This is a genomic window from Escherichia sp. R1, assembly GCF_003000935.1.
Classification (GTDB): domain Bacteria; phylum Pseudomonadota; class Gammaproteobacteria; order Enterobacterales; family Enterobacteriaceae; genus Escherichia; species Escherichia coli.
Window position 1 is genome coordinate 193,697 of sequence record NZ_PSRU01000001.1, and the last position, 22,505, is coordinate 216,201.

Annotated in this window: 17 protein-coding genes; 5 read left to right on the forward strand and 12 right to left on the reverse strand. The window is 49.6% G+C overall.

All coding sequences use genetic code 11. From position 1 onward, the window contains the following. Window positions 1–36: 36 nt before the first annotated feature. From ycaQ to C4F37_RS01075, 11 genes are all read right to left on the reverse strand, one after another. Window positions 37–1,269, reverse strand: coding sequence for a crosslink repair DNA glycosylase YcaQ (gene ycaQ / locus C4F37_RS01025; protein WP_001538519.1), 1,233 nt, complete (start codon window positions 1,267–1,269; stop codon window positions 37–39). A 36-nt stretch (window positions 1,270–1,305) separates the two neighbouring features. Continuing rightward, on the reverse strand, window positions 1,306–2,292 hold the full coding sequence (gene lpxK, locus C4F37_RS01030) for a tetraacyldisaccharide 4'-kinase (protein WP_000570551.1): 987 nt from the start codon (window positions 2,290–2,292) through the stop codon (window positions 1,306–1,308). After that, window positions 2,289–4,037 (reverse strand): lipid A ABC transporter ATP-binding protein/permease MsbA, encoded by a 1,749-nt coding sequence (gene msbA / locus C4F37_RS01035; RefSeq protein ID WP_000551259.1) that lies wholly within the window; start codon window positions 4,035–4,037, stop codon window positions 2,289–2,291. Before msbA ends, lpxK begins: the two co-directional genes overlap by 4 nt. Window positions 4,038–4,073: 36 nt before the next feature. Continuing rightward, complete coding sequence (locus C4F37_RS01040; protein ID WP_001538517.1) at window positions 4,074–6,338, reverse strand: ComEC family protein; 2,265 nt, start codon at window positions 6,336–6,338, stop codon at window positions 4,074–4,076. A 205-nt stretch (window positions 6,339–6,543) separates the two neighbouring features. After that, a complete protein-coding gene (gene ihfB / locus C4F37_RS01045) occupies window positions 6,544–6,828 on the reverse strand; it encodes an integration host factor subunit beta (protein WP_000167336.1) in 285 nt (94 codons plus the stop codon). Window positions 6,829–6,987: 159 nt separating this feature from the next. Then, window positions 6,988–8,661 (reverse strand): 30S ribosomal protein S1, encoded by a 1,674-nt coding sequence (rpsA, locus tag C4F37_RS01050; protein ID WP_001538516.1) that lies wholly within the window; start codon window positions 8,659–8,661, stop codon window positions 6,988–6,990. Between the two features lie 110 nt (window positions 8,662–8,771). Next, entirely contained in the window at window positions 8,772–9,455 is a 684-nt protein-coding gene (cmk, locus tag C4F37_RS01055; RefSeq protein WP_000125016.1) for a (d)CMP kinase, read from the reverse strand. 172 nt (window positions 9,456–9,627) lie between these two features. Then, window positions 9,628–10,392 carry a metallopeptidase YcaL gene (ycaL, locus tag C4F37_RS01060; RefSeq protein WP_001313710.1) on the reverse strand — a complete coding sequence of 255 codons (765 nt, stop codon included), beginning with the start codon at window positions 10,390–10,392 and terminating at the stop codon, window positions 9,628–9,630. A 169-nt stretch (window positions 10,393–10,561) separates the two neighbouring features. Beyond that, the gene (gene aroA / locus C4F37_RS01065) at window positions 10,562–11,845 is read right to left on the reverse strand and encodes a 3-phosphoshikimate 1-carboxyvinyltransferase (protein ID WP_001538515.1); all 1,284 of its coding nucleotides are present in this window, start codon (window positions 11,843–11,845) and stop codon (window positions 10,562–10,564) included. A 70-nt stretch (window positions 11,846–11,915) separates the two neighbouring features. Continuing rightward, entirely contained in the window at window positions 11,916–13,004 is a 1,089-nt protein-coding gene (gene serC / locus C4F37_RS01070; protein ID WP_000057159.1) for a 3-phosphoserine/phosphohydroxythreonine transaminase, read from the reverse strand. A gap of 198 nt (window positions 13,005–13,202) precedes the next feature. Continuing rightward, complete coding sequence (locus C4F37_RS01075; protein ID WP_000642852.1) at window positions 13,203–13,895, reverse strand: DUF421 domain-containing protein; 693 nt, start codon at window positions 13,893–13,895, stop codon at window positions 13,203–13,205. A 129-nt stretch (window positions 13,896–14,024) separates the two neighbouring features. Here C4F37_RS01075 and ycaO point away from each other — a divergent pair, with 129 nt between their 5' ends. The 4 genes from ycaO (at window position 14,025) to pflA (ending at window position 20,317) form a co-directional block, all read left to right on the forward strand. Then, a complete protein-coding gene (gene ycaO, locus C4F37_RS01080) occupies window positions 14,025–15,785 on the forward strand; it encodes a 30S ribosomal protein S12 methylthiotransferase accessory factor YcaO (protein WP_000194829.1) in 1,761 nt (586 codons plus the stop codon). 405 nt (window positions 15,786–16,190) lie between these two features. Continuing rightward, window positions 16,191–17,048 (forward strand): formate transporter FocA, encoded by an 858-nt coding sequence (gene focA, locus C4F37_RS01085; RefSeq protein WP_000642546.1) that lies wholly within the window; start codon window positions 16,191–16,193, stop codon window positions 17,046–17,048. Between the two features lie 54 nt (window positions 17,049–17,102). Then, window positions 17,103–19,385, forward strand: a complete 2,283-nt coding sequence (gene pflB, locus C4F37_RS01090) for a formate C-acetyltransferase (protein WP_001292822.1) — start codon at window positions 17,103–17,105, stop codon at window positions 19,383–19,385. A 191-nt stretch (window positions 19,386–19,576) separates the two neighbouring features. Continuing rightward, window positions 19,577–20,317: a pyruvate formate lyase 1-activating protein gene (gene pflA / locus C4F37_RS01095; RefSeq protein ID WP_000111043.1), complete on the forward strand. Its 741-nt coding sequence runs from the start codon at window positions 19,577–19,579 to the stop codon at window positions 20,315–20,317. Between the two features lie 96 nt (window positions 20,318–20,413). Here pflA and C4F37_RS01100 read toward each other — a convergent pair whose 3' ends face one another. After that, window positions 20,414–21,562: an MFS transporter gene (locus tag C4F37_RS01100; RefSeq protein ID WP_001538514.1), complete on the reverse strand. Its 1,149-nt coding sequence runs from the start codon at window positions 21,560–21,562 to the stop codon at window positions 20,414–20,416. 313 nt (window positions 21,563–21,875) lie between these two features. On the opposite strand from C4F37_RS01100, the gene ycaC reads away from it, so the two are divergent. Continuing rightward, a complete protein-coding gene (ycaC, locus tag C4F37_RS01105) occupies window positions 21,876–22,502 on the forward strand; it encodes an isochorismate family cysteine hydrolase YcaC (protein WP_000165876.1) in 627 nt (208 codons plus the stop codon). Window positions 22,503–22,505: the final 3 nt, after the last annotated feature.

A 22,505-nucleotide genomic window follows, 5' to 3' on the forward strand; every position in this document is an offset into this window, starting at 1 on the left:
ATCGGGTTATGAATGCATAAATCTTATCATAATCATTTATGCGACGGGGTCTATTTCCCAGCCGGCGCGGCAATCAGTAAAGAGGCCTTGCGGGCAGCGTCCTAATGTCACCCGCGTTGCCTGCTGCCAGTTAGCGAAATCAGTAATCGCCTGACGTAACCCTTTTTGCAGCGTTGTCGTTGGTTTAATGCCTTCCTGTAACCACAGAGAGATAACTTCAAGGATGCCTGTCTGGCGATGCATTTTGGCATCCATTCGCCCAACTAATTGCCCACGATGTAATAACGGCAGAACATAATAGCCATACTGGCGTTTCGGCGCTGGGATATAGCACTCCAGCCGGTAGCTAAAATCAAAAAGCTGCTCCGCGCGTTTGCGATCCCAGACAACAGGATCAAAAGGCGAAAGTACCGCGCTGTGCGTTGCAGTGAGCTTTCCGGCGAGCGCACGCTCGAGTAGCGGCAGCAAATCAGCATGCAGCCAAAGATTGCCCAATTTTTCAACATGCACAGCAATGATTTGCTGCTGTTCAGCCCTCGCTTCACGCCACGCCGCCAGTGCCGGACGTTTTAGCCGGTAGTAATCTGCCAGCCACTGTTCGCGAAATATTCCCAGGCTACGCGCACTGTTATCCAGCATGATGATTTCTGCTTCTGCTTGCGAAACGAGATCGCGCTCATCATCCCAGTCAGGCATGACACGGTGAGTTAAATCATAAACGCGCTGGAAGTTGCGCCGTTCAATCACCATCACCTTTCCGGCAGTAAATAAACCTTCCAGATGTCGTTTATGCGGCTTCCACTCCCACCAGCCGCTCGCCCCTTTACGAGAATGCTCAAAATCGGCTGAACGTACCGGCCCCTTATCATGAATATGCTGAATTAACAGTGCAATTTCCGCCGCATGTTCCTGCATCCAGGCGTCTTTATATTTCCAGCCCATTTTTTCAGGTGCCAGCATGCGGTGGCGAATAAGACGAAAATCGCTACGCGGCATAAAGCAGGCTTCATGCGCCCAGTATTCCATTAATTCGCCACGCGCCAGAGACTCATCCAGCCACTGCGCAGGATAATCTCCCAGACGGCTGAAAAGCACCAGATATGGGCTACGGGCAACAATATTGATGGTATCGATTTGCAGCAAGGACATGCGGGAGATCGTTGCCGGAATATCCTCCAACGACGCTCGACGGCGGGGTTTGTTTAACAGGCCTTGCGCGGCAAGGTGAAGATTACGCGCATCAGCAAGGGAGAGGTGCGGCAGCGACATTCATGACTCCATCAATCGAACGCTGCCGCGGCGTAACTAGTGGCCAGAAGCCAGCGAGGTTAGTTGCGCAAGCAGTTTCGCTGGTTCATCACCTGAAAGCTGTGCGTCTACAGGCAAATACCACCAATTTTCTTCTGCAAAGGCCCGGCATTTCACCGCATCTTTTTCAGTCATTACCAGCGTTTGTCCGGCGCTTACCAACGCGCTGACATCCGCATGATTCAAAGACTGATGATCGGCCAGCGGTACACATTTTTCCGGTTGTACGCCGCACATCTTCAGCGTGGCAAAAAAGCGCGGCGGATGCCCAATCCCTGCCATCGCCACCACATGTTCAAGCTGAGCAACGTCACAACGCGTACCGGTACGTAAATTCACCGCCTGACCCGGCAGCAGATGCATGGGGATTTCACCGCTGCGGGGGACACCGCCGTTGACGATTACCGCATCAACCGACTTTAAGCGCCCCGCTCGCTCACGCATTGGCCCCGCCGGCAACCACCAGCCATTGCCAAAGCGACGCACACCATCAATAACGACAATTTCTACATCACGCGCCAGACGATAATGCTGTAAACCATCGTCGGTTACGATGATCTGCACATCAGGGTGTTGCGCCAGAATGGCTTTTACCGCGTCAGAACGCACGGGAGAAACCGCAACAGGCGCGCCAGTGCGTTGATAAATCAACACAGGTTCATCACCCGCCTGTGCTGTGGTGGTATCTGCCGACAATAACAGCGGATAAGATTCAGCCTTACCACCATATCCCCGCGATACAACCCCCACGCGAATACCGCGCTGTTGCAGCTGTTCCACCAGCCAGACAACGACCGGGGTTTTTCCGTTGCCGCCTGCGGTGAGATTACCAACCACGACAACCGGTACGGGGGCACGCCAGGCGCGCTTCAGTTTTAGTTTATAGCAAAGACGGATCGCGCCACTCACAAGGCCATACAACCAGGAGAGTGGCAGCAATAGCCGCCATAAAGGGGATTCACCAGACCAGATTTTTTCGATCATTGGCCAAACTGCATTTTGTGAAGTTGCGCGTAAACGCCACGGTGCTCAAGCAAATCGTTATGCGTACCGCGTTCCACAATGACACCATCCTCGACAACCACGATTTCGTCTGCCTTTTCAATGGTAGACAAGCGGTGGGCAATCACCAGAGAGGTACGGTTTTTCTGCAACTCATCCAGTGCCGCCTGAATCGCACGTTCGGATTCGGTATCCAACGCCGAGGTAGCTTCGTCCAGAATCAGTATCGGGCTATCACGCAACAAGGCTCGAGCGATAGCAATACGCTGACGCTGACCGCCAGAGAGCAACACGCCGTTTTCACCAATGACTGTATCGAGACCGTTATCCATCTTATTGATGAAGTCCATGGCGTAGGCCATACGCGCAGCTTCTTCAATTTGCTCACGGCTGTACTGTTCAGTCCTTGCGTAAGCAATGTTGTTGGCAACCGTATCGTTAAACAGATGGACATTCTGCGACACCAGAGCAACCTGGTTACGTAACGACGCCAGGGTATACTCGCGCAGATCGTGACCATCCATCAGGATTTCGCCTTCATCAATATCGTAAAAACGTGTGATTAGGCTGGCGATGGTTGATTTACCTGAACCAGATCGTCCAACCAGAGCAACCGTCTTCCCTGCCGGAATTTTCAGGTTGATGTTACGCAATGCAGGCACATCACGTCCCGGATAAGTAAAGGTGACATTGCGAAACTCCACGTCGCCAGTCGCACGCTCGATCACGCGCTTACCTTCGTCTTTCTCCTGCTCACTGTCCAGAATGGTAAACAGCGTCTGACAAGCCGCCATACCGCGCTGGAACTGGGCGTTAACGTTGGTCAGCGATTTCAGCGGACGCATAAGTGCAATCATTGAAGAGAAAACAACGGTAATCGTACCGGCAGTCAGGCTATCCATGACACTTGGGAAGCTTGCCGCATACAGAACAAACGCCAGCGCCAAAGAGGCGATCAGCTGAATGATCGGATCAGAGATAGAAGAGGCTGAAACCATTTTCATCCCCTGAAGACGCATTCGGTTGCTGACTTTATCGAAGCGTTTCGTTTCCACTTCCTGACCACCGAAAATCAATACTTCTTTATGGCCTTTCAGCATTTGTTCGGCGCTGGTGGTCACCTGCCCCATGGTGTTCTGCATGTTTTTACTGATGTTGCGAAAACGCTTCGATACAACGCGAATCGCAATCGAAACAATCGGTGCCAGCACAATCAAAATGATCGACAGTTGCCAACTGTAATAGAACATCATGATGAACAGGCCGATGATCGACGCACCTTCACGCACAACAGTAATCAGTGCGCCGGAAGAAGAAGAAGCGACCTGTTCGGAATCGTAGGTGATACGTGACAACAGCGTACCCGTTGACTGTTTGTCAAAGAATGAAACCGGCATTCCCATCATGTGACCAAACAGGCGGCGACGCATAGTCATTACCACCTTTCCTGATACCCAGGAGATACAGTAGCTGGAGATATAGCTGGTGATACCACGTAAAATCATCAGCCCGATCACCACCAGCGGCATCCACATCAGCACGGAGCGATCTGTTTTACCAAAGCCATCATCAAGAAGTGGCTTAAGGAGCGATAACATGAAGGTATCGCTGGCTGCGTTGAGGATTAACGCTACGCCCGCCACGATCAGACCCGCTTTAAAAGGCGCAATGGTTGGCCACAGTCGGCGGAACGTCTGCCACGTAGAGAGATCTTTGTCGTTATGCATTCAAAAAACCAGCATTTGTTGAAATAGCCGCATATTCTACCCGTTATCCACTGGCACGCCAAACCACTGATGATACCAACGAGGTAAAATTTGCTCTCTGAGGCTGCTAATCCGCCAGCCTTGCGCTGAAAAATTGACCGTTATTTGACCCTGATGTGGAGTATCAAGCCACTTATAACCCTGTTGTTGATAGCGATGTTTAACTTTGCTTGAGGGCAGTCGCCATGCGTTATAGCGCGATGCCGATGCGAGTGCCACTTTTCCATTCACTCGCTGAATTAATGGCAACGATGATGAGGTATTACTGCCATGGTGAGGTACCTGAAGTAATGTTGCCTGCATTTGCTGCCAGTAACGGCTTAGCATCTTTTGTTCAGCGGGGGCTTCAATATCACCGGTTAGAAGAATGCTATTCGTCCCGTCATCAATCTTAACCACACAGGAATGGTTATTTCCTTTATCGTTGCTACCTTGTAAAGGCCAGTGCGCGCTGAAACGCAATCCTTGCCATTGCCACGCTTCGCCACGCACACAGGGCTGATGATGTTCCCAGTTTAACGGACTTCGGATCCATAACATCGGCCATGTGTGCAATATTGAGTCCAGCCCTCCCCGGTGATCCAGATGTTCATGACTCAAAATAACGCCTTCCGGTTCAAGATTATGCCAGTGGAGCCAGGGGATAATCAGTTGTTGCCCACTATCCCCTTCGGGCCAGGCCAGTCCCGTATCATAGAGAATCGCTTTGCCGTTTCGCGCAATGACCATTGCCAGCCCTTGCCCGACATCAAGCATGTACACTTGCCACTCGTCAGGTCGAGGTTTTTGCCACAGCGGCAAGCACATCAGCAAGCCTACAGCCACACACATTGCTGGCAACGTTCGCCAGGCGTTTAATCGCCATATCACCAGTAAGAACCATGGGGAAAATGTTAGCCATTGCCAACGTTCAGCAATGTTGATCCACCCTTCCGGCAAACTCTTTAACCCCCAGAAAAGTAAAGCCAAAGACCGGTCGGCAAGAAACCATAACCCTTGTTCCAGAATAAACGGCCCGCTTAAATGCACAACCATCGCGGCGAGAATCAACGGAACCGTGATAAATGTCACCAGGGGAATTGCAAAAAGATTTGCAATAAACGAGGTCAGACTAATGCCATGAAATATGACAATTTGCACGGGCATAAGCAGGAGGGTGATTCCCAGTTGCAGATGGATGAGGGAAACAACCGCGCGCAATACCGGCGGCAGCTGCCACTCCGGACAGGGAAACCACTGATACCAAAAAATCAGTGCCGCGACCGCAGCGGCAGAGAGCCATAAACTTTGCGAGAGAATGGCAACAGGATCCATCAGCAAAATTGCCGCCAGACAACATATCCATACATCCCAGCCACTCCATTGTCGTCCACTTAACTTAAGCATTCCCCAAATGGCAAGCGCCACCACGGTACGCAATGCAGGAGGTTGCATTCCCGTAAGCCAGGCATAAAAAGCAGCACAGCAGATTCCACCAATTAATGGCATTTGCCAGTGGATCCAGCACCCAGGCAGAAAAACTTGCCCACCGCGAATGAGTCCTGCAGCCAGCAACGCCGCAAAAGCGATGTGCAATCCTGATATCGCCATTAAATGCGCCGTTCCAGTATCACGCATGATATTTTTGATTTCTTTGGAGACGGATAACCGTTCCCCCATACCTAATCCAAGAATAACCGCGTTCCACATATAGGGTTGCAGCGTTGTTTGTAGTGACGCCAGATACTGTGCACGCAGGCTACAATTCGGTTCAATGACACTTGCCTGCAGAAAACGGCCGGTGAGCGGTTGATGCTGGGCAATGGCATAACGCTGGCTATCAAAGCCGCCATCATTAAGTTGACCATGAACTGCACGAACTTTGAGTTTCATTGACCATACTTGTCCGGCACAAACCGCTTGCGGAAGATATTCGCCATACAGTACGAGGCCTGGCGCAGGGAATATACGTCGACCTTGTAGATGAGTAATTTGACCGTAATGAGTGGTCATGCCGTCAGTAGCAATGATCTCAACAATTGCATCCTGCGTCGCGCCAGTTAAGGTTTCTCCTGCCCACAAAATTTGCTTTGCTGCTAATATGCCCCAAACGAAAAACAGCAACGTCAGCACGATATAACGGACGGTTTTAACAGGGATAAATGCCAGTACACAGGCGAAGAGAGTCAGAAACGCAAGGGTTACTGTCCCAGGCAATTGGGGCAAAATCAGCAACGGAAAAATTCCGCAAATTATGCATACGCCGACTGTCGTTATTTTCATGCACCCTCCCTGTTTATAGAAAGTGTGCAACTTTGTTGAACGGTTGTCTGGTGGGAGTTTTGCGTTCCCCGAGGCACGTTCAGAAGAATTTAACGATAGGGTGAAAACTGCTCAAAACTGTGCGAGGCAGCTTCCAGTTCCAGATTAGAGAAATGAAAAAAGCACCCGACAGGTGCTTTTCTCGCGTTCAAGTTTGAGTAAAAACTTAACCGTAAATATTGGCGCGATCGCGCAGTTCTTTACCTGGTTTAAAGTGAGGAACGTATTTTCCTTCCAGTTCTACTTTATCGCCAGTCTTCGGATTACGTCCGGTACGTGGTGCGCGGTAGTGCAAAGAGAAACTGCCGAAACCGCGGATTTCAATACGCTCGCCCTGCGCAAGAGTCGAGGCCATATGCTCCAGCATCTCTTTTACTGCATCTTCAACCGTCTTGGCGGGAATGTGCGATTGCTGGGTGGCAAGTCTTTCTATCAATTCTGACTTGGTCATGATTCCTCCGGTTCCTTAAAGGCAAATTAAGCGGCTGCTGTTGCTGCATTGATTAAGGGCGGCCGTAGCCGCCCTTAGTGCTTGATTACAGGACGAAACCTGCAATCTGTCAAGTAAACTCAACAAACTTCGGAATAAAAATCCCGAAGAGTCAGAGAATTACTCGCCTTTAGCTGCTTTGAAAGCTTCAGCCATTGCGTTGTTGGAGAAGTTTGCATCTTCCTGTTTGTTAACAGTTGCGATTGCATCTTTCTCGTCAGCTTCGTCTTTCGCACGAACAGACAGGCTGATTGCGCGGTTTTTACGATCAACGCCGGTGAATTTAGCTTCAACTTCGTCGCCAACGCTCAGAACCAGGGTAGCGTCTTCAACGCGGTCACGGGATGCTTCAGAAGCACGCAGGTAACCTTCAACGCCGTCAGCCAGTTCTACGGTTGCGCCTTTAGCGTCAACTGCAGTTACTTTACCGGTTACGATAGCGCCTTTCTTGTTCAGAGCAACCCAGTTGTTGAACGGATCTTCTGCGAGCTGTTTAACGCCCAGGGAGATACGTTCACGTTCTGCGTCAACCTGCAGAACAACTGCAGCGATTTCGTCGCCTTTTTTGTATTCACGAACTGCTTCTTCGCCTGCAACGTTCCAGGAGATGTCAGACAGGTGAACCAGGCCGTCGATGCCGCCATCCAGGCCGATGAAGATACCGAAGTCAGTGATAGACTTGATTTTACCTTCAACACGGTCGCCCTTGTTGTGGGTTTCCGCGAACTGCTGCCACGGGTTAGCTTTGCACTGTTTCAGACCCAGGGAGATACGACGACGTTCTTCGTCGATATCCAGAACCATAACTTCCACTATATCGCCAACGTTAACAACTTTGGACGGGTGGATGTTTTTGTTGGTCCAATCCATTTCGGAAACGTGTACCAGGCCTTCAACGCCTTCTTCGATTTCAACGAAGCAGCCGTAGTCGGTCAGGTTGGTCACGCGACCGGTCAGTTTGGTACCTTCCGGATAACGTTTAGCGATAGCTACCCACGGATCTTCGCCCAGCTGTTTCAGGCCCAGGGATACACGGGTACGTTCGCGGTCGAACTTCAGCACTTTAACAGTGATTTCGTCGCCCACGTTGACGATTTCGCTCGGATGCTTAACGCGTTTCCAGGCCATGTCAGTGATGTGCAGCAGGCCGTCAACGCCGCCCAGATCAACGAATGCACCGTAGTCAGTGAGGTTCTTAACGATACCTTTAACTTCCATGCCTTCCTGCAGGTTTTCCAGCAGCTGATCGCGCTCTGCGCTGTTTTCGGATTCGATAACGGCACGACGAGAAACAACAACGTTGTTGCGCTTCTGATCCAGCTTGATTACTTTGAATTCAAGCTCTTTGCCTTCCAGGTGCAGAGTGTCACGCACCGGACGAACGTCTACCAGAGAACCTGGCAGGAACGCACGAATACCGTTCAGCTCAACAGTGAAGCCGCCCTTAACTTTGCCGTTGATAACACCGGTAACAGTTTCAGCATCTTCGTAAGCTTTTTCCAGCGTGATCCAGGCTTCGTGACGTTTAGCTTTCTCACGGGACAGCAGAGTTTCACCGAAGCCGTCTTCTACTGCGTCCAGAGCAACGTCAACTTCGTCACCTACCTGGATTTCCAGCTCGCCCTGGGCGTTTTTGAACTGCTCAGCCGGGATGGCGGACTCAGATTTCAGACCAGCGTCAACCAGTACTACGTCTTTGTCGATAGCAACAACAACGCCACGAACGATAGAACCCGGGCGGGTTTCGATTTCTTTTAAGGACTCTTCAAAGAGTTGAGCAAAAGATTCAGTCATGTTTAATCTTCAGGTTTATATTTAACGTCCACCTGGCTCCATGCCGGATGGGGTTGTTTAACATACCCGCTGTCATTCCATTGCAACGGGGGTACTGCAAATTCGGTCGCTTATGCGAGAGCCAATTTCTGGCGCGCGTATTGTAGCGCTTTTTCAATCACTTGCTCAATGCTTAAGGTGGTGGAATCCAACACTAAAGCATCGGCTGCCGGAACCAGTGGCGCTACCGCTCGATTACGATCGCGGTCGTCACGTTCTTTGATCTCGGCCAAAAGGCGCTCAAAGTTAACACTAAAGCCCTTCTCCTGCAACTGTAGCATGCGGCGATGCGCACGTTCTTCCGAGGAGGCGTCAAGGAAAATTTTCACTGGCGCATCAGGGAATACCACCGTTCCCATGTCGCGCCCATCGGCAATCAGGCCTGGTAATTCGCGAAACGCGCGTTGGCGACGCAATAATGCTTCACGAACGCGTGGGAATGCCGCGACTTGTGAAGCAGCATTCGCCACCTCCTGAGTACGAATTTCGCCGCTGACATCTTCCCCTTCGAGGATCACTTCCAGATTGCCGTTGGTTGACACAAAACGTACATCCAGATGGGATGCCAGCGGCACCAGCGCATCTTCCGATGCAACATCAACATGGTGATGTAATGCCGCTAGTGCCAGTACGCGATAAATTGCACCCGAATCCAGCAGATGCCATTGCAACGCTTCCGCCATAGCCTTACACAAGGTGCCTTTCCCTGCACCGCTTGGGCCATCAATGGTAATAACCGGGGCAATTGCCGTCATCTTTATCTCCTTAAAACAGGCGTACCGTTAACATAACCGCGCGCATTATACGCGCCGACGCCACAAATCGTTAACGTTGTGTGCAAAAACCAGTTTTGTCTGTATTCAGATGGGGATTTATTGCGCAATTATAGCGGGCAGGCAGAAGACCAGCCCGAAAGATGACAATGATTTACTTACCAGAGGCGATACGATCACGGATGTGTTGCGCACGCTCTGTTGATGGTGGGTGAGAATCAAACATGGACTGGGTGCGACCGCCATCCAGGCTGGCCAGTTTTTCAAAGCTACCAACCAGCCCCTGGGTACTGATGCCACGTTTCTTCAACAGATCAAAAGAGAAATCATCTGCTTCGGATTCTTTATCACGGGAGTATTTAGCATTGATAGCGCCTTCTGCGATATCACCTAATTGTGAACGGGAAAGCTGGGAAGCCACACCGCTGGTAGCTGAAATGGCATCGCGTGCGGCCACGATCGCATAAGAAGCTTTCATTTCAGCCAGCGAGTGACCCAACGCGACGTGGCCCAGTTCATGGCCCAGAACGCCTTCAATTTCGTTGTCGTTCATCATGTCCATCAGGCCACTGTAGACACGAACACAACCGTTCGCCATCGCCCATGCGTTGACGTCGCTGGTCATATAAACCTTATAGTTGACTGGCGTGCCATTAATATTGTTACCCAATGCTTTGGCGATTTTTGCCAGACGTTTCCCGTACTTGCTGGATTTGCTTGCCACTTTATTGCCGCTGTCCATTTCGACACAGCCCTGATTGGCGATTGCTTTAGCATCAGCATCGCTTAATGTTGCGGCTTTATAAGCATTCAGACCTGAGCTGATAGCCAAATCGGTATTAATACCGTGCGTATTCTGACATCCTGTCAGTAAGGCTGCAGAGGTCGCAATCGCCAGCAATAATTTAGTATTCTTCATGTGAATCATCCGTTGATTAATTATATATAAACATTATGTATCAACAAGTTACATTGATAATTAACGCTACCATTAATAAAAATACCCCACAAGGTCCGAAAAAAAACGCCGGCAATGTGCCGACGTCTTTGAAAAGAAAGGATTGTCTATGTTATCGCCCGTTATTCATTCAGCCGGGTTGACTTATCCGCGCCAATTGCTCGAAATAGTCTGGAAAAGTTTTAGCGGTACATTTTGGATCAAGAATCGTCACAGGCGTATCTGATAATGCGACCAGCGAGAAACACATCGCCATCCGGTGATCATTATAAGTGGCGATCTCAGCAAATTTCAGTTTTTCCGGTGGCGTAATGCGAATAAAATCGTGCCCCTCTTCGACTTCCGCACCGACTTTACGCAGTTCTGTTGCCATCGCAAACAGGCGATCGGTCTCTTTAACACGCCAGTTATAGATATTGCGCAGCATGGTGGTGCCTTTTGCAAATAACGCCGCGGTGGCAATGGTCATCGCCGCATCGGGAATATGGTTCATATCCATATCAATGGCGTTCAGTTCACCACGCGTGCAGGAAATATAATCATCGCCCCAGCAAATGGTCGCACCCATATTTTCCAGAACATCAGCAAAGCGAATATCACCCTGCATACTGTTGCGTCCAATGCCGGTCACTTTTACAGTGCCGCCTCTGATTGCTGCTGCTGCCAGGAAATAAGAAGCCGAGGATGCATCGCCTTCGACCAAATAAGTACCCGGAGACTGATAAGACTGCCCCCCTTTTACGACAAATTGTTGATAGTGCTGATTTTCAATTTCAACACCAAACGTCTTCATCAGATTGAGGGTGATATCGATATAAGGTTTAGAAACCAGATCGCCTTTAATATGAATCACCGTATCTTCCGGCGCAAGAGGCGCAGTCATTAACAGTGCGGTGAGGAACTGGCTGGAAACGGAGCCATCAACATCAACGTTGCCGCCAGTAAAGCCGCCCTGTAAACGCAATGGCGGATAATTTTCTTGTTCCAGGTAAGTGATCTTCGCCCCGCCCTGGCGCAGCGCATCCACCAGATGACCAATCGGGCGTTCTTTCATTCGCGGTTCACCGGTCAGTACAATATCATTGCTACCCAGGCAAAGTGCTGCCGCCAGCGGACGCATTGCCGTTCCGGCGTTACCGAGGAACAACTCACGGGCACTTTCTGCGTGTAATGGACCACCGTTACCGATAATTTCGCAACGCGTACGATCGGCTGAAAGCGTATAGCTTACCCCTAACGCTGTTAATGCATTCAGCATATGGCGCACGTCATCGCTATCCAGCAGATTGGTTAATACTGTTTTGCCGTGTGCTAATGCCGCCAGCAATAAAGCGCGGTTAGAAACGCTCTTGGAACCGGGCAGATTAATAGTGCCATCGACACGAGCGATGGGTTGTAACGTTAGGGATTCCATGAACTCAACTCTCTACAACAGAAATAAAAACCCCACAGGCTGGCTGTGGGGATTATGCAAAATTTCGACATTAGCCGTGACGGCGTTCGAACTCAACCATGAAGTCTGTCAGCGCTTTAACGCCTTCCAGTGGCATGGCGTTATAAATAGACGCACGCATTCCGCCGACCACTCGGTGGCCTTTCAGCGCATGTAAGCCCGCAGCGAAAGACTCTTCGAGGAACAATTTATCAAGCGCGCTATCCGCCAACTGGAACGGCACGTTCATCCGCGAACGGTTAGCTTTCGCCACATCATTGCGGTAGAAATCGCTGTTATCAATCACCCCATACAGCAGTTCTGCTTTTTGCTGATTGATCTTATCCATTGCAACCACACCGCCGTTCGCTTTCAGCCATTTGAAGACCAGGCCAGATAAGTACCAGGCAAATGTCGGCGGCGTGTTGAACATGGAATCGTTATCGTTGAGGATGGAGTAATCCAGAATCGATGGGCAGGCGATATTCGCTTTGCCCAGCAAATCTTCACGAACGATGACGATTGTCAGGCCAGCCGGGCCGATATTTTTCTGCGCGCCAGCGTAAATTACACCATAACGGCTGACATCAATCGGACGGGAAAGAATGGTTGAAGAGAAGTCAGCGGCGACCACCACGTCTTTACCGAAGTCTGGTGTTTCATCGATAGCGATACCGTCAATGGTTTCGTTCGGGCAGTAATGCATATAAGCAGCATTATCAGAGAGTTGCCATTCACTCATTGGCTTAACTGCGCGAAGACCATCAACGGTCACTTTCGCATCAAACACATTTGGTGTGCAGTATTTTTTCGCTTCTTTGATAGCACTTGCTGCCCAGTAACCCGCATCAACATAATCTGCAGTGGTTTTATCACCAAGAATATTCAGCGGTACAGCAGCAAATTGACCGCGACCACCGCCATGGCAGAACAATACCTTGTAGTTGGAGGGGACGTTAAGAAGATCGCGAAAATCCTTCTCGGCTTCCTCTGCAACCTGAATGAACTCTTTGCCACGGTGACTCACTTCCATCACCGACGTACCAAGACCGTTCCAGTCGCGCAGTTCCTGTTGAGCCTGTTTAAGCACCTCTGCCGGTAGCATTGCCGGACCAGAACTAAAATTGAAGATTTGAGCCATTTCCCCTCACCACGTTGCGTTGCCATTAACCCGCGGTCAATCAATTGCGACCACAGGCAATACATTATTCCTGTGGCTATCGGTTTTATCATTCAGTGACACGCATCGCAATGAGTAAAACCGTTGAGGGCAAAAATGAGGCACGCGTCACACAAAAGAATCTCTCGGATTATTTTCAAAAAACCGATGTTTTGGCTGTCAGGTCACCCGTTTAGCCCGACTTGCCTTCGTCCATTCTGGATTTGCACAGCGCGGACATAATTGTTTTTCCCCCGCGTTCATATGAATGATTTCACTGCAACGGATGCAGGCATAGTCCGCCGACTCCGGCACCACTTTGTAACGCTGAGTACAGTCACTGGGTAAAATAAGTAACCCCGGTTTCACCTTGTCATCTTCAAAGAAATAAACACTGATTTGCCCGTTGGTTTCGAGAATCGCCAGACGTACCTGCCCCAACTGCTCTACACCGCGCAATCGTAGCTCCATAAAGAACTCAAATTCCGTCATGTTGGAGTTATTGAGTTTCGACCAGGCCAGCTCGCCATCTTCAATAATGACAACCGGCTTGCCTTCCAGAAGATCTTCCAGTTTTTCACTGTGCGCCATCAACCACATTACCAGGCGGTATAACAACGCCAGAGTAATAAAGACGATAAGTACCGGGACCATCGGCACATCATCATAAAACGCCACATCTCCCGCCGCTGAACCCAGTGTCAGAATGATTAACACTTCAAACAGCGACATCTGCCGCACACCGCGTCTTCCGGTCATTTTGAGGAACAAAAAGACCAGTACAAAGGTATAAAGACTACGTAGTGCAACTTCGCCAAGGAAATCAAAAGGCACTTTATCGAATGCCATACGGTGGAGATCAAACGCCTTCATTTTTATGCTCTTATCGTAGTTAATCCGCTAAAAGCATAGCTAACAGTTCATCAGCGTGGCGGCGGTGATAGCACCTTTGAGATAAAACCCGTATTATTGCGCGCTTTCCGTACGACTAAAGTGATTTTCATGACGCAAACATTTATCCCCGGCAAAGATGCCGCTCTGGAAGATTCCATCGCACGCTTCCAGCAAAAACTTTCAGACCTCGGTTTTCAGATTGAAGAGGCCTCCTGGCTGAATCCCGTGCCTAATGTCTGGTCTGTACATATTCGCGACAAAGAGTGCGCACTGTGTTTTACCAACGGTAAAGGCGCAACCAAAAAAGCGGCGCTGGCTTCTGCCCTCGGTGAATATTTCGAACGTCTCTCAACCAACTACTTTTTTGCGGACTTCTGGCTGGGCGAAACCATCGCCAACGGCCCATTCGTGCATTATCCCAACGAAAAATGGTTCCCACTGACCGAAAATGACGATGTACCAGAAGGGCTGCTCGATGACCGTCTGCGCGCATTTTACGATCCGGAGAATGAACTGACCGGTAGTATGCTGATTGACCTGCAATCCGGTAACGAAGATCGTGGTATTTGCGGTCTACCGTTTACGCGCCAGTCCGACAATCAGACCATTTATATTCCGATGAATATCATTGGTAACTTGTACGTTTCTAACGGTATGTCTGCTGGCAATACCCGTAACGAAGCACGCGTTCAGGGGTTGTCCGAAGTTTTCGAACGTTACGTGAAAAACCGCATTATTGCTGAAAGCATCAGCTTGCCGGAAATCCCGGCAGACGTGCTGGCACGTTATCCAGCAGTAGTTGAAGCGATCGAAACGCTGGAAGCGGAAGGTTTCCCGATCTTCGCTTATGACGGTTCGCTTGGCGGCCAGTATCCGGTGATTTGCGTGGTACTGTTCAATCCTGCTAACGGTACCTGCTTTGCCTCATTCGGTGCGCATCCTGATTTTGGCGTTGCACTGGAACGTACCGTGACCGAGTTGCTGCAAGGTCGTGGCCTGAAAGATCTGGATGTGTTTACTCCACCAACCTTCGATGATGAAGAAGTCGCTGAACATACCAACCTCGAAACGCACTTTATCGATTCCAGCGGTTTAATCTCCTGGGACCTGTTCAAGCAGGATGCCGATTATCCGTTTGTTGACTGGAGCTTCTCCGGCACCACGGAAGAAGAGTTCGCCACGCTGATGGCTATCTTCAAAAAGGAAGATAAAGAAGTTTATATTGCCGATTACGAGCATCTGGGTGTCTACGCTTGCCGTATTATCGTGCCTGGCATGTCCGATATTTATCCGGCTGAAGATCTGTGGCTGGCGAATAACAGTATGGGCAGCCATTTACGTGAAACGATTCTTTCGCTACCAGGTAGCGAGTGGGAAAAGGAAGATTACCTGAACCTCATCGAGCAACTGGATGAAGAAGGTTTTGATGACTTTACCCGCGTGCGTGAACTGTTGGGTCTGGCGACCGGGTCGGATAACGGCTGGTACACTCTGCGTATCGGTGAATTAAAAGCCATGCTGGCGCTGGCTGGTGGCGATCTGGAACAGGCTCTGGTCTGGACCGAATGGACGATGGAGTTTAACTCATCAGTATTCAGCCCGGAACGCGCCAATTATTATCGCTGCCTGCAAACGTTGTTATTACTGGCGCAGGAAGAAGATCGCCAGCCGCTGCAATATCTGAATGCGTTTGTTCGCATGTACGGCGCAGATGCCGTGGAAGCCGCCAGTGCGGCAATGAGCGGCGAAGCGGCATTTTATGGCTTGCAACCAGTAGATAGCGATCTGCACGCGTTTGCTGCACATCAGTCGTTGTTGAAGGCCTACGAAAAGCTGCAACGCGCCAAAGCAGCATTCTGGGCAAAATAAAATCAAATAGCCTACGCAATGTAGGCTTAATGATTCGTCTGAGTTATATTACGGGGCGTTTTTTTAATGCCCCGCTTTACATATATTTGCATTAATAAAATAATTGTAATTATAAGGTTAAATATCGGTAATTTGTATTTAATAAATACGATCGATATTGTTACTTTATTCGCCAGGTGCTCCCTTTTAATTAACTGTTTTAGCGGAGGATGCGGAAAAAATTCAACTCATTTGTTAATTTTTAAAATTTATTTTTATTTGGATAATCAAATATTTACTCCGTATTTGCATAAAAACCATGCGAGTTACGGGCCTATAAGCCAGGCGAGATATGATCTATATCAATTTCTCATCTATAATGCTTTGTTAGTATCTCGTCGCCGACTTAATAAAGAGAGAGTTAGTGTGAAAGCTGACAACCCTTTTGATCTTTTACTTCCTGCTGCAATGGCCAAAGTGGCCGAAGAGGCAGGTGTCTATAAAGCAACGAAACATCCGCTTAAGACTTTCTATCTGGCGATTACCGCCGGTGTTTTCATCTCAATCGCATTCGTCTTCTATATCACAGCAACCACTGGCACAGGTACAATGCCCTTCGGCATGGCAAAACTGGTTGGCGGCATTTGCTTCTCTCTGGGGTTGATTCTTTGTGTTGTCTGCGGAGCCGATCTCTTTACTTCCACAGTGTTGATTGTTGTTGCCAAGGCGAGTGGGCGCATCACCTGGGGTCAGTTGGCGAAAAACTGGCTAAATGTTTATTTTGGCAACCTGGTCGGCGCACTGCTGTTTGTACTTTTAATGTGGCTTTCCGGCGAGTATATGACCGCAAATGGTCAATGGGGACTAAACGTCCTACAAACCGCCGACCACAAAGTGCACCATACTTTTATTGAGGCCGTCTGTCTTGGTATCCTGGCGAACCTGATGGTATGTCTGGCAGTATGGATGAGTTATTCTGGCCGCAGCCTGATGGACAAAGCGTTTATTATGGTGCTGCCGGTCGCGATGTTTGTTGCCAGCGGTTTTGAGCACAGTATCGCAAACATGTTTATGATCCCGATGGGTATTGTAATCCGCGACTTCGCATCTCCGGAATTCTGGACCGCTGTCGGTTCTGCACCGGAAAATTTTTCTCACCTGACCGTGATGAATTTCATCACTGATAACCTGATTCCGGTTACGATCGGTAATATTATCGGCGGTGGTTTGTTGGTTGGGTTGACATACTGGGTCATTTACCTGCGTGAAAACGATCACCATTAATGGTTGTCGAAGTACGCAGTAAATAAAAAATCCACTTAAGAAGGTAGGTGTTACATGTCCGAGCTTAATGAAAAGTTAGCCACAGCCTGGGAAGGTTTTACCAAAGGTGACTGGCAGAATGAAGTAAACGTCCGTGACTTCATTCAGAAAAACTACACTCCGTACGAGGGTGACGAGTCCTTCCTGGCTGGCGCTACTGAAGCGACCACCACCCTGTGGGACAAAGTAATGGAAGGCGTTAAACTGGAAAACCGCACTCACGCGCCAGTTGACTTTGACACCGCTGTTGCTTCCACCATCACCTCTCACGACGCTGGTTACATCAACAAGCAGCTTGAGAAAATCGTTGGTCTGCAGACTGAAGCTCCGCTGAAACGTGCTCTTATCCCGTTCGGTGGTATCAAAATGATCGAAGGTTCCTGCAAAGCGTACAACCGCGAACTGGACCCGATGATCAAAAAAATCTTCACTGAATACCGTAAAACTCACAACCAGGGCGTGTTCGACGTTTACACTCCGGACATCCTGCGTTGCCGTAAATCCGGTGTTCTGACCGGTCTGCCAGATGCTTATGGCCGTGGTCGTATCATCGGTGACTACCGTCGCGTTGCGCTGTACGGTATCGACTACCTGATGAAAGACAAACTTGCACAGTTCACCTCTCTGCAGGCTGATCTGGAAAACGGCGTAAACCTGGAACAGACTATCCGTCTGCGCGAAGAAATCGCTGAACAGCACCGCGCTCTGGGTCAGATGAAAGAAATGGCTGCGAAATACGGCTACGACATCTCTGGTCCGGCTACCAACGCTCAGGAAGCTATCCAGTGGACTTACTTCGGCTACCTGGCTGCTGTTAAGTCTCAGAACGGTGCTGCAATGTCCTTCGGTCGTACCTCCACCTTCCTGGATGTGTACATCGAACGTGACCTGAAAGCTGGCAAGATCACCGAACAAGAAGCGCAGGAAATGGTTGACCACCTGGTCATGAAACTGCGTATGGTTCGCTTCCTGCGTACTCCGGAATACGATGAACTGTTCTCTGGCGACCCGATCTGGGCAACCGAATCTATCGGTGGTATGGGCCTCGACGGTCGTACCCTGGTTACCAAAAACAGCTTCCGTTTCCTGAACACCCTGTACACCATGGGTCCGTCTCCGGAACCGAACATGACCATTCTGTGGTCTGAAAAACTGCCGCTGAACTTCAAGAAATTCGCCGCTAAAGTGTCCATCGACACCTCTTCTCTGCAGTATGAGAACGATGACCTGATGCGTCCGGACTTCAACAACGATGACTACGCTATTGCTTGCTGCGTAAGCCCGATGATCGTTGGTAAACAAATGCAGTTCTTCGGTGCGCGTGCAAACCTGGCGAAAACCATGCTGTACGCAATCAACGGCGGCGTTGACGAAAAACTGAAAATGCAGGTTGGTCCGAAGTCTGAACCGATCAAAGGCGATGTCCTGAACTATGATGAAGTGATGGAGCGCATGGATCACTTCATGGACTGGCTGGCTAAACAGTACATCACTGCACTGAACATCATCCACTACATGCACGACAAGTACAGCTACGAAGCCTCTCTGATGGCGCTGCACGACCGTGACGTTATCCGCACCATGGCGTGTGGTATCGCTGGTCTGTCCGTTGCTGCTGACTCCCTGTCTGCAATCAAATATGCGAAAGTTAAACCGATTCGTGATGAAGACGGTCTGGCTATCGACTTCGAAATCGAAGGCGAATACCCGCAGTTTGGTAACAACGATCCGCGTGTAGATGACCTGGCTGTTGACCTGGTAGAACGTTTCATGAAGAAAATTCAGAAACTGCACACCTACCGTGACGCTATCCCGACTCAGTCTGTTCTGACCATCACTTCTAACGTTGTGTATGGTAAGAAAACTGGTAACACCCCAGACGGTCGTCGTGCTGGCGCGCCGTTCGGACCGGGTGCTAACCCGATGCACGGTCGTGACCAGAAAGGTGCTGTAGCGTCTCTGACTTCCGTTGCTAAACTGCCGTTTGCTTACGCTAAAGATGGTATCTCCTACACCTTCTCTATCGTTCCGAACGCACTGGGTAAAGACGACGAAGTTCGTAAGACCAACCTGGCTGGTCTGATGGATGGTTACTTCCACCACGAAGCATCCATCGAAGGTGGTCAGCACCTGAACGTTAACGTGATGAACCGTGAAATGCTGCTCGACGCGATGGAAAACCCGGAAAAATATCCGCAGCTGACCATCCGTGTATCTGGCTACGCAGTACGTTTCAACTCGCTGACTAAAGAACAGCAGCAGGACGTTATTACTCGTACCTTCACTCAATCTATGTAATTAGATTTGACTGAAATCGTACAGTAAAAAGCGTACAATAAAGGCTCCACGAAAGTGGGGCCTTTTTTAGCACGAGAGCCTTTTTTGTCAGCTATCTATACTTTAAGGTGACTGCCAAAACAGACTCGACGTAGCCTTCGAGCTGCGCACCAACACGGCCTCAGATGGGCCACATCTGGAGAAACACCGCAATGTCAGTTATTGGTCGCATTCACTCCTTTGAATCCTGTGGAACCGTAGACGGCCCGGGTATTCGCTTTATCACCTTTTTCCAGGGCTGCCTGATGCGCTGCCTGTATTGTCATAACCGCGACACCTGGGACACGCATGGCGGTAAAGAAGTTACCGTTGAAGATTTAATGAAGGAGGTGGTGACCTATCGCCACTTTATGAACGCTTCCGGCGGCGGCGTTACCGCATCCGGCGGTGAGGCAATCCTACAAGCTGAGTTTGTTCGTGACTGGTTCCGCGCCTGCAAAAAAGAAGGCATTCATACCTGTCTGGACACCAACGGTTTTGTTCGTCGTTACGATCCGGTGATTGATGAACTGCTGGAAGTAACCGACCTGGTAATGCTCGATCTCAAACAGATGAACGACGAGATCCACCAAAATCTGGTTGGAGTTTCCAACCACCGCACGCTGGAGTTCGCTAAATATCTGGCGAACAAAAATGTGAAGGTGTGGATCCGCTATGTTGTTGTCCCTGGCTGGTCTGACGATGACGATTCAGCGCATCGCCTCGGTGAATTTACCCGTGATATGGGTAACGTTGAGAAAATCGAACTTCTCCCCTACCACGAACTGGGCAAACACAAATGGGTGGCGATGGGTGAAGAATACAAACTCGATGGTGTTAAACCACCGAAGAAAGAGACCATGGAACGCGTGAAAGGCATTCTTGAGCAGTACGGTCATAAGGTCATGTTCTAATTTCCCCGTAAAGCGGCAACTTTATTGAGTTACCGCTTTTTTGTGCACAGAAAAGCAGAGTGTGAAACAGTAAGTTCACACTCTGCTTGAATTCATTTACACGTGAGCCACGGGTTTCGGCGTATGACCGGCGTTACGAAGCAGCATCAGCAAATAGATAAACGATACGCTGGCGATCATGATAAATAATAAATTATCGGAGAAATTCTGCATTAGCATAGCGGTAAATGACGGGCCAAGCAGGCTTCCCACGGTATAGCTCAACAGTAAGGCCTGGTTCATCGCCACCAGTTGATGATGTTCAACTTTCTCACAAGCCCAGGCCATCGCCACCGGATATAGCGTAAAGCCAGCGGCACCGAGGATGAATAACGCTGGGGCCATCGCCGCCTGGCTAAGCATCGCAATACTGCCGAGAATGACGACAAAGACCTGAACACGCAACACCAGCAGTCGACCAAACTTATCCGCCAGACGTCCAATCGGCCATTGCCCGAGGATACCCGCACTGACCAGTACCGCCATCCAGAAACCAATGCTGGCATTGCTCACCCCTTTGTGATTGAGGTACAGCGGCATCAGGCCATATAGAGATCCCAGCACGATTCCTGAGATAATGCAGCCATTCACGCCAAGCCGCGCCTGACGGAGTTTTAGCATTGACGTAATTGACGTCGAATCATGGTTTTCAGTCTGCTGATTCAGGACACGCGTAAACAACAGCGGTAAGATTCCTGCCAACGTCAAACCTGTAACCCACGGCAATACACTCATCAACTCGGTTGAGACTTTGCTGACCAGTAACTGGCCTAAAAACGTTCCGACGTAATAAACCATCATATACGCAGCAAGCAACCGCCCGCGGTTACGCGACGTCCCACTGCACATCAGCGCACTCTCAACAACTACCCAAATCATGGCACAGCCGATGCCAGCGACAAAACGCCACGCCAACCAACTCCAGAATCCAATCATCAGGCCAAGGCCGGCACAGCCAGCGGCAAAAATGAAGGAGGCCAGATAATAGCTACGGTTAAAGCCAATGCGTTTAATGACATACCCTGTCAGCAATGTACCGACAAGGTTGCCGGTAAAATAGGATGAGCTGACAACGCCTACCTGCCATGTAGACATGTGTTCCTGGGCGAGCCAAAGCGGCGCGAGTGTATTTAACACCGCGATCGCCAGAGTCAACAAAAGCAGGCCAGACAGCAAAAGCATGACAGGCCGGGTATACGTGGACATGAATTAAAACCGTGAGGAAGTTCAAATTTCATGCGCATCATGCCACCGCCAAAAACATTGTCAATGGGTGAAAATACGCGCATATCGCAGCGGCGGTATTATCGATTTATATTACTCATTCATAACGCTAATGCTGAAGAGACGATTAATCTCATCTGATTGTTTTTATTGATCTAACACAAATTTCATACGCTTCGTTCAGTCGAAAAATTTCATGGTCACAGCAAACTCATATTTCCCGTCTATGCTTTCAGAGCAATGCATCACGTCTGACCGATTTAGACGTACCACTGACTCTCGAAAGGAGAAGAGGATGACCAAACCGTATGTTCGTCTTGATAAAAATGATGCTGCCGTTTTGCTTGTTGATCACCAGGCTGGTTTACTTTCCCTTGTACGGGATATCGAACCCGATAAGTTTAAAAATAACGTGCTGGCGCTGGGTGACCTGGCTAAGTATTTCAACTTACCAACTATTCTTACCACCAGTTTTGAAACCGGTCCTAACGGCCCATTAGTTCCAGAACTGAAAGCACAATTCCCCGATGCACCTTACATTGCTCGCCCGGGAAATATTAACGCCTGGGATAACGAAGATTTTGTAAAAGCTGTCAAAGCGACAGGTAAAAAACAGTTAATTATTGCCGGTGTGGTAACCGAAGTTTGCGTGGCATTCCCGGCGCTTTCAGCCATTGAAGAAGGGTTTGACGTCTTTGTCGTGACTGACGCGTCAGGGACCTTTAATGAAATTACCCGGCATTCGGCATGGGATCGCATGTCGCAAGCTGGTGCGCAATTGATGACATGGTTCGGCGTGGCATGCGAGCTGCATCGCGACTGGCGTAATGATATTGAAGGACTGGCGACGTTGTTCTCTAACCACATTCCTGATTATCGTAACTTGATGACCAGTTATGACACGTTAACGAAGCAGAAATAAAAG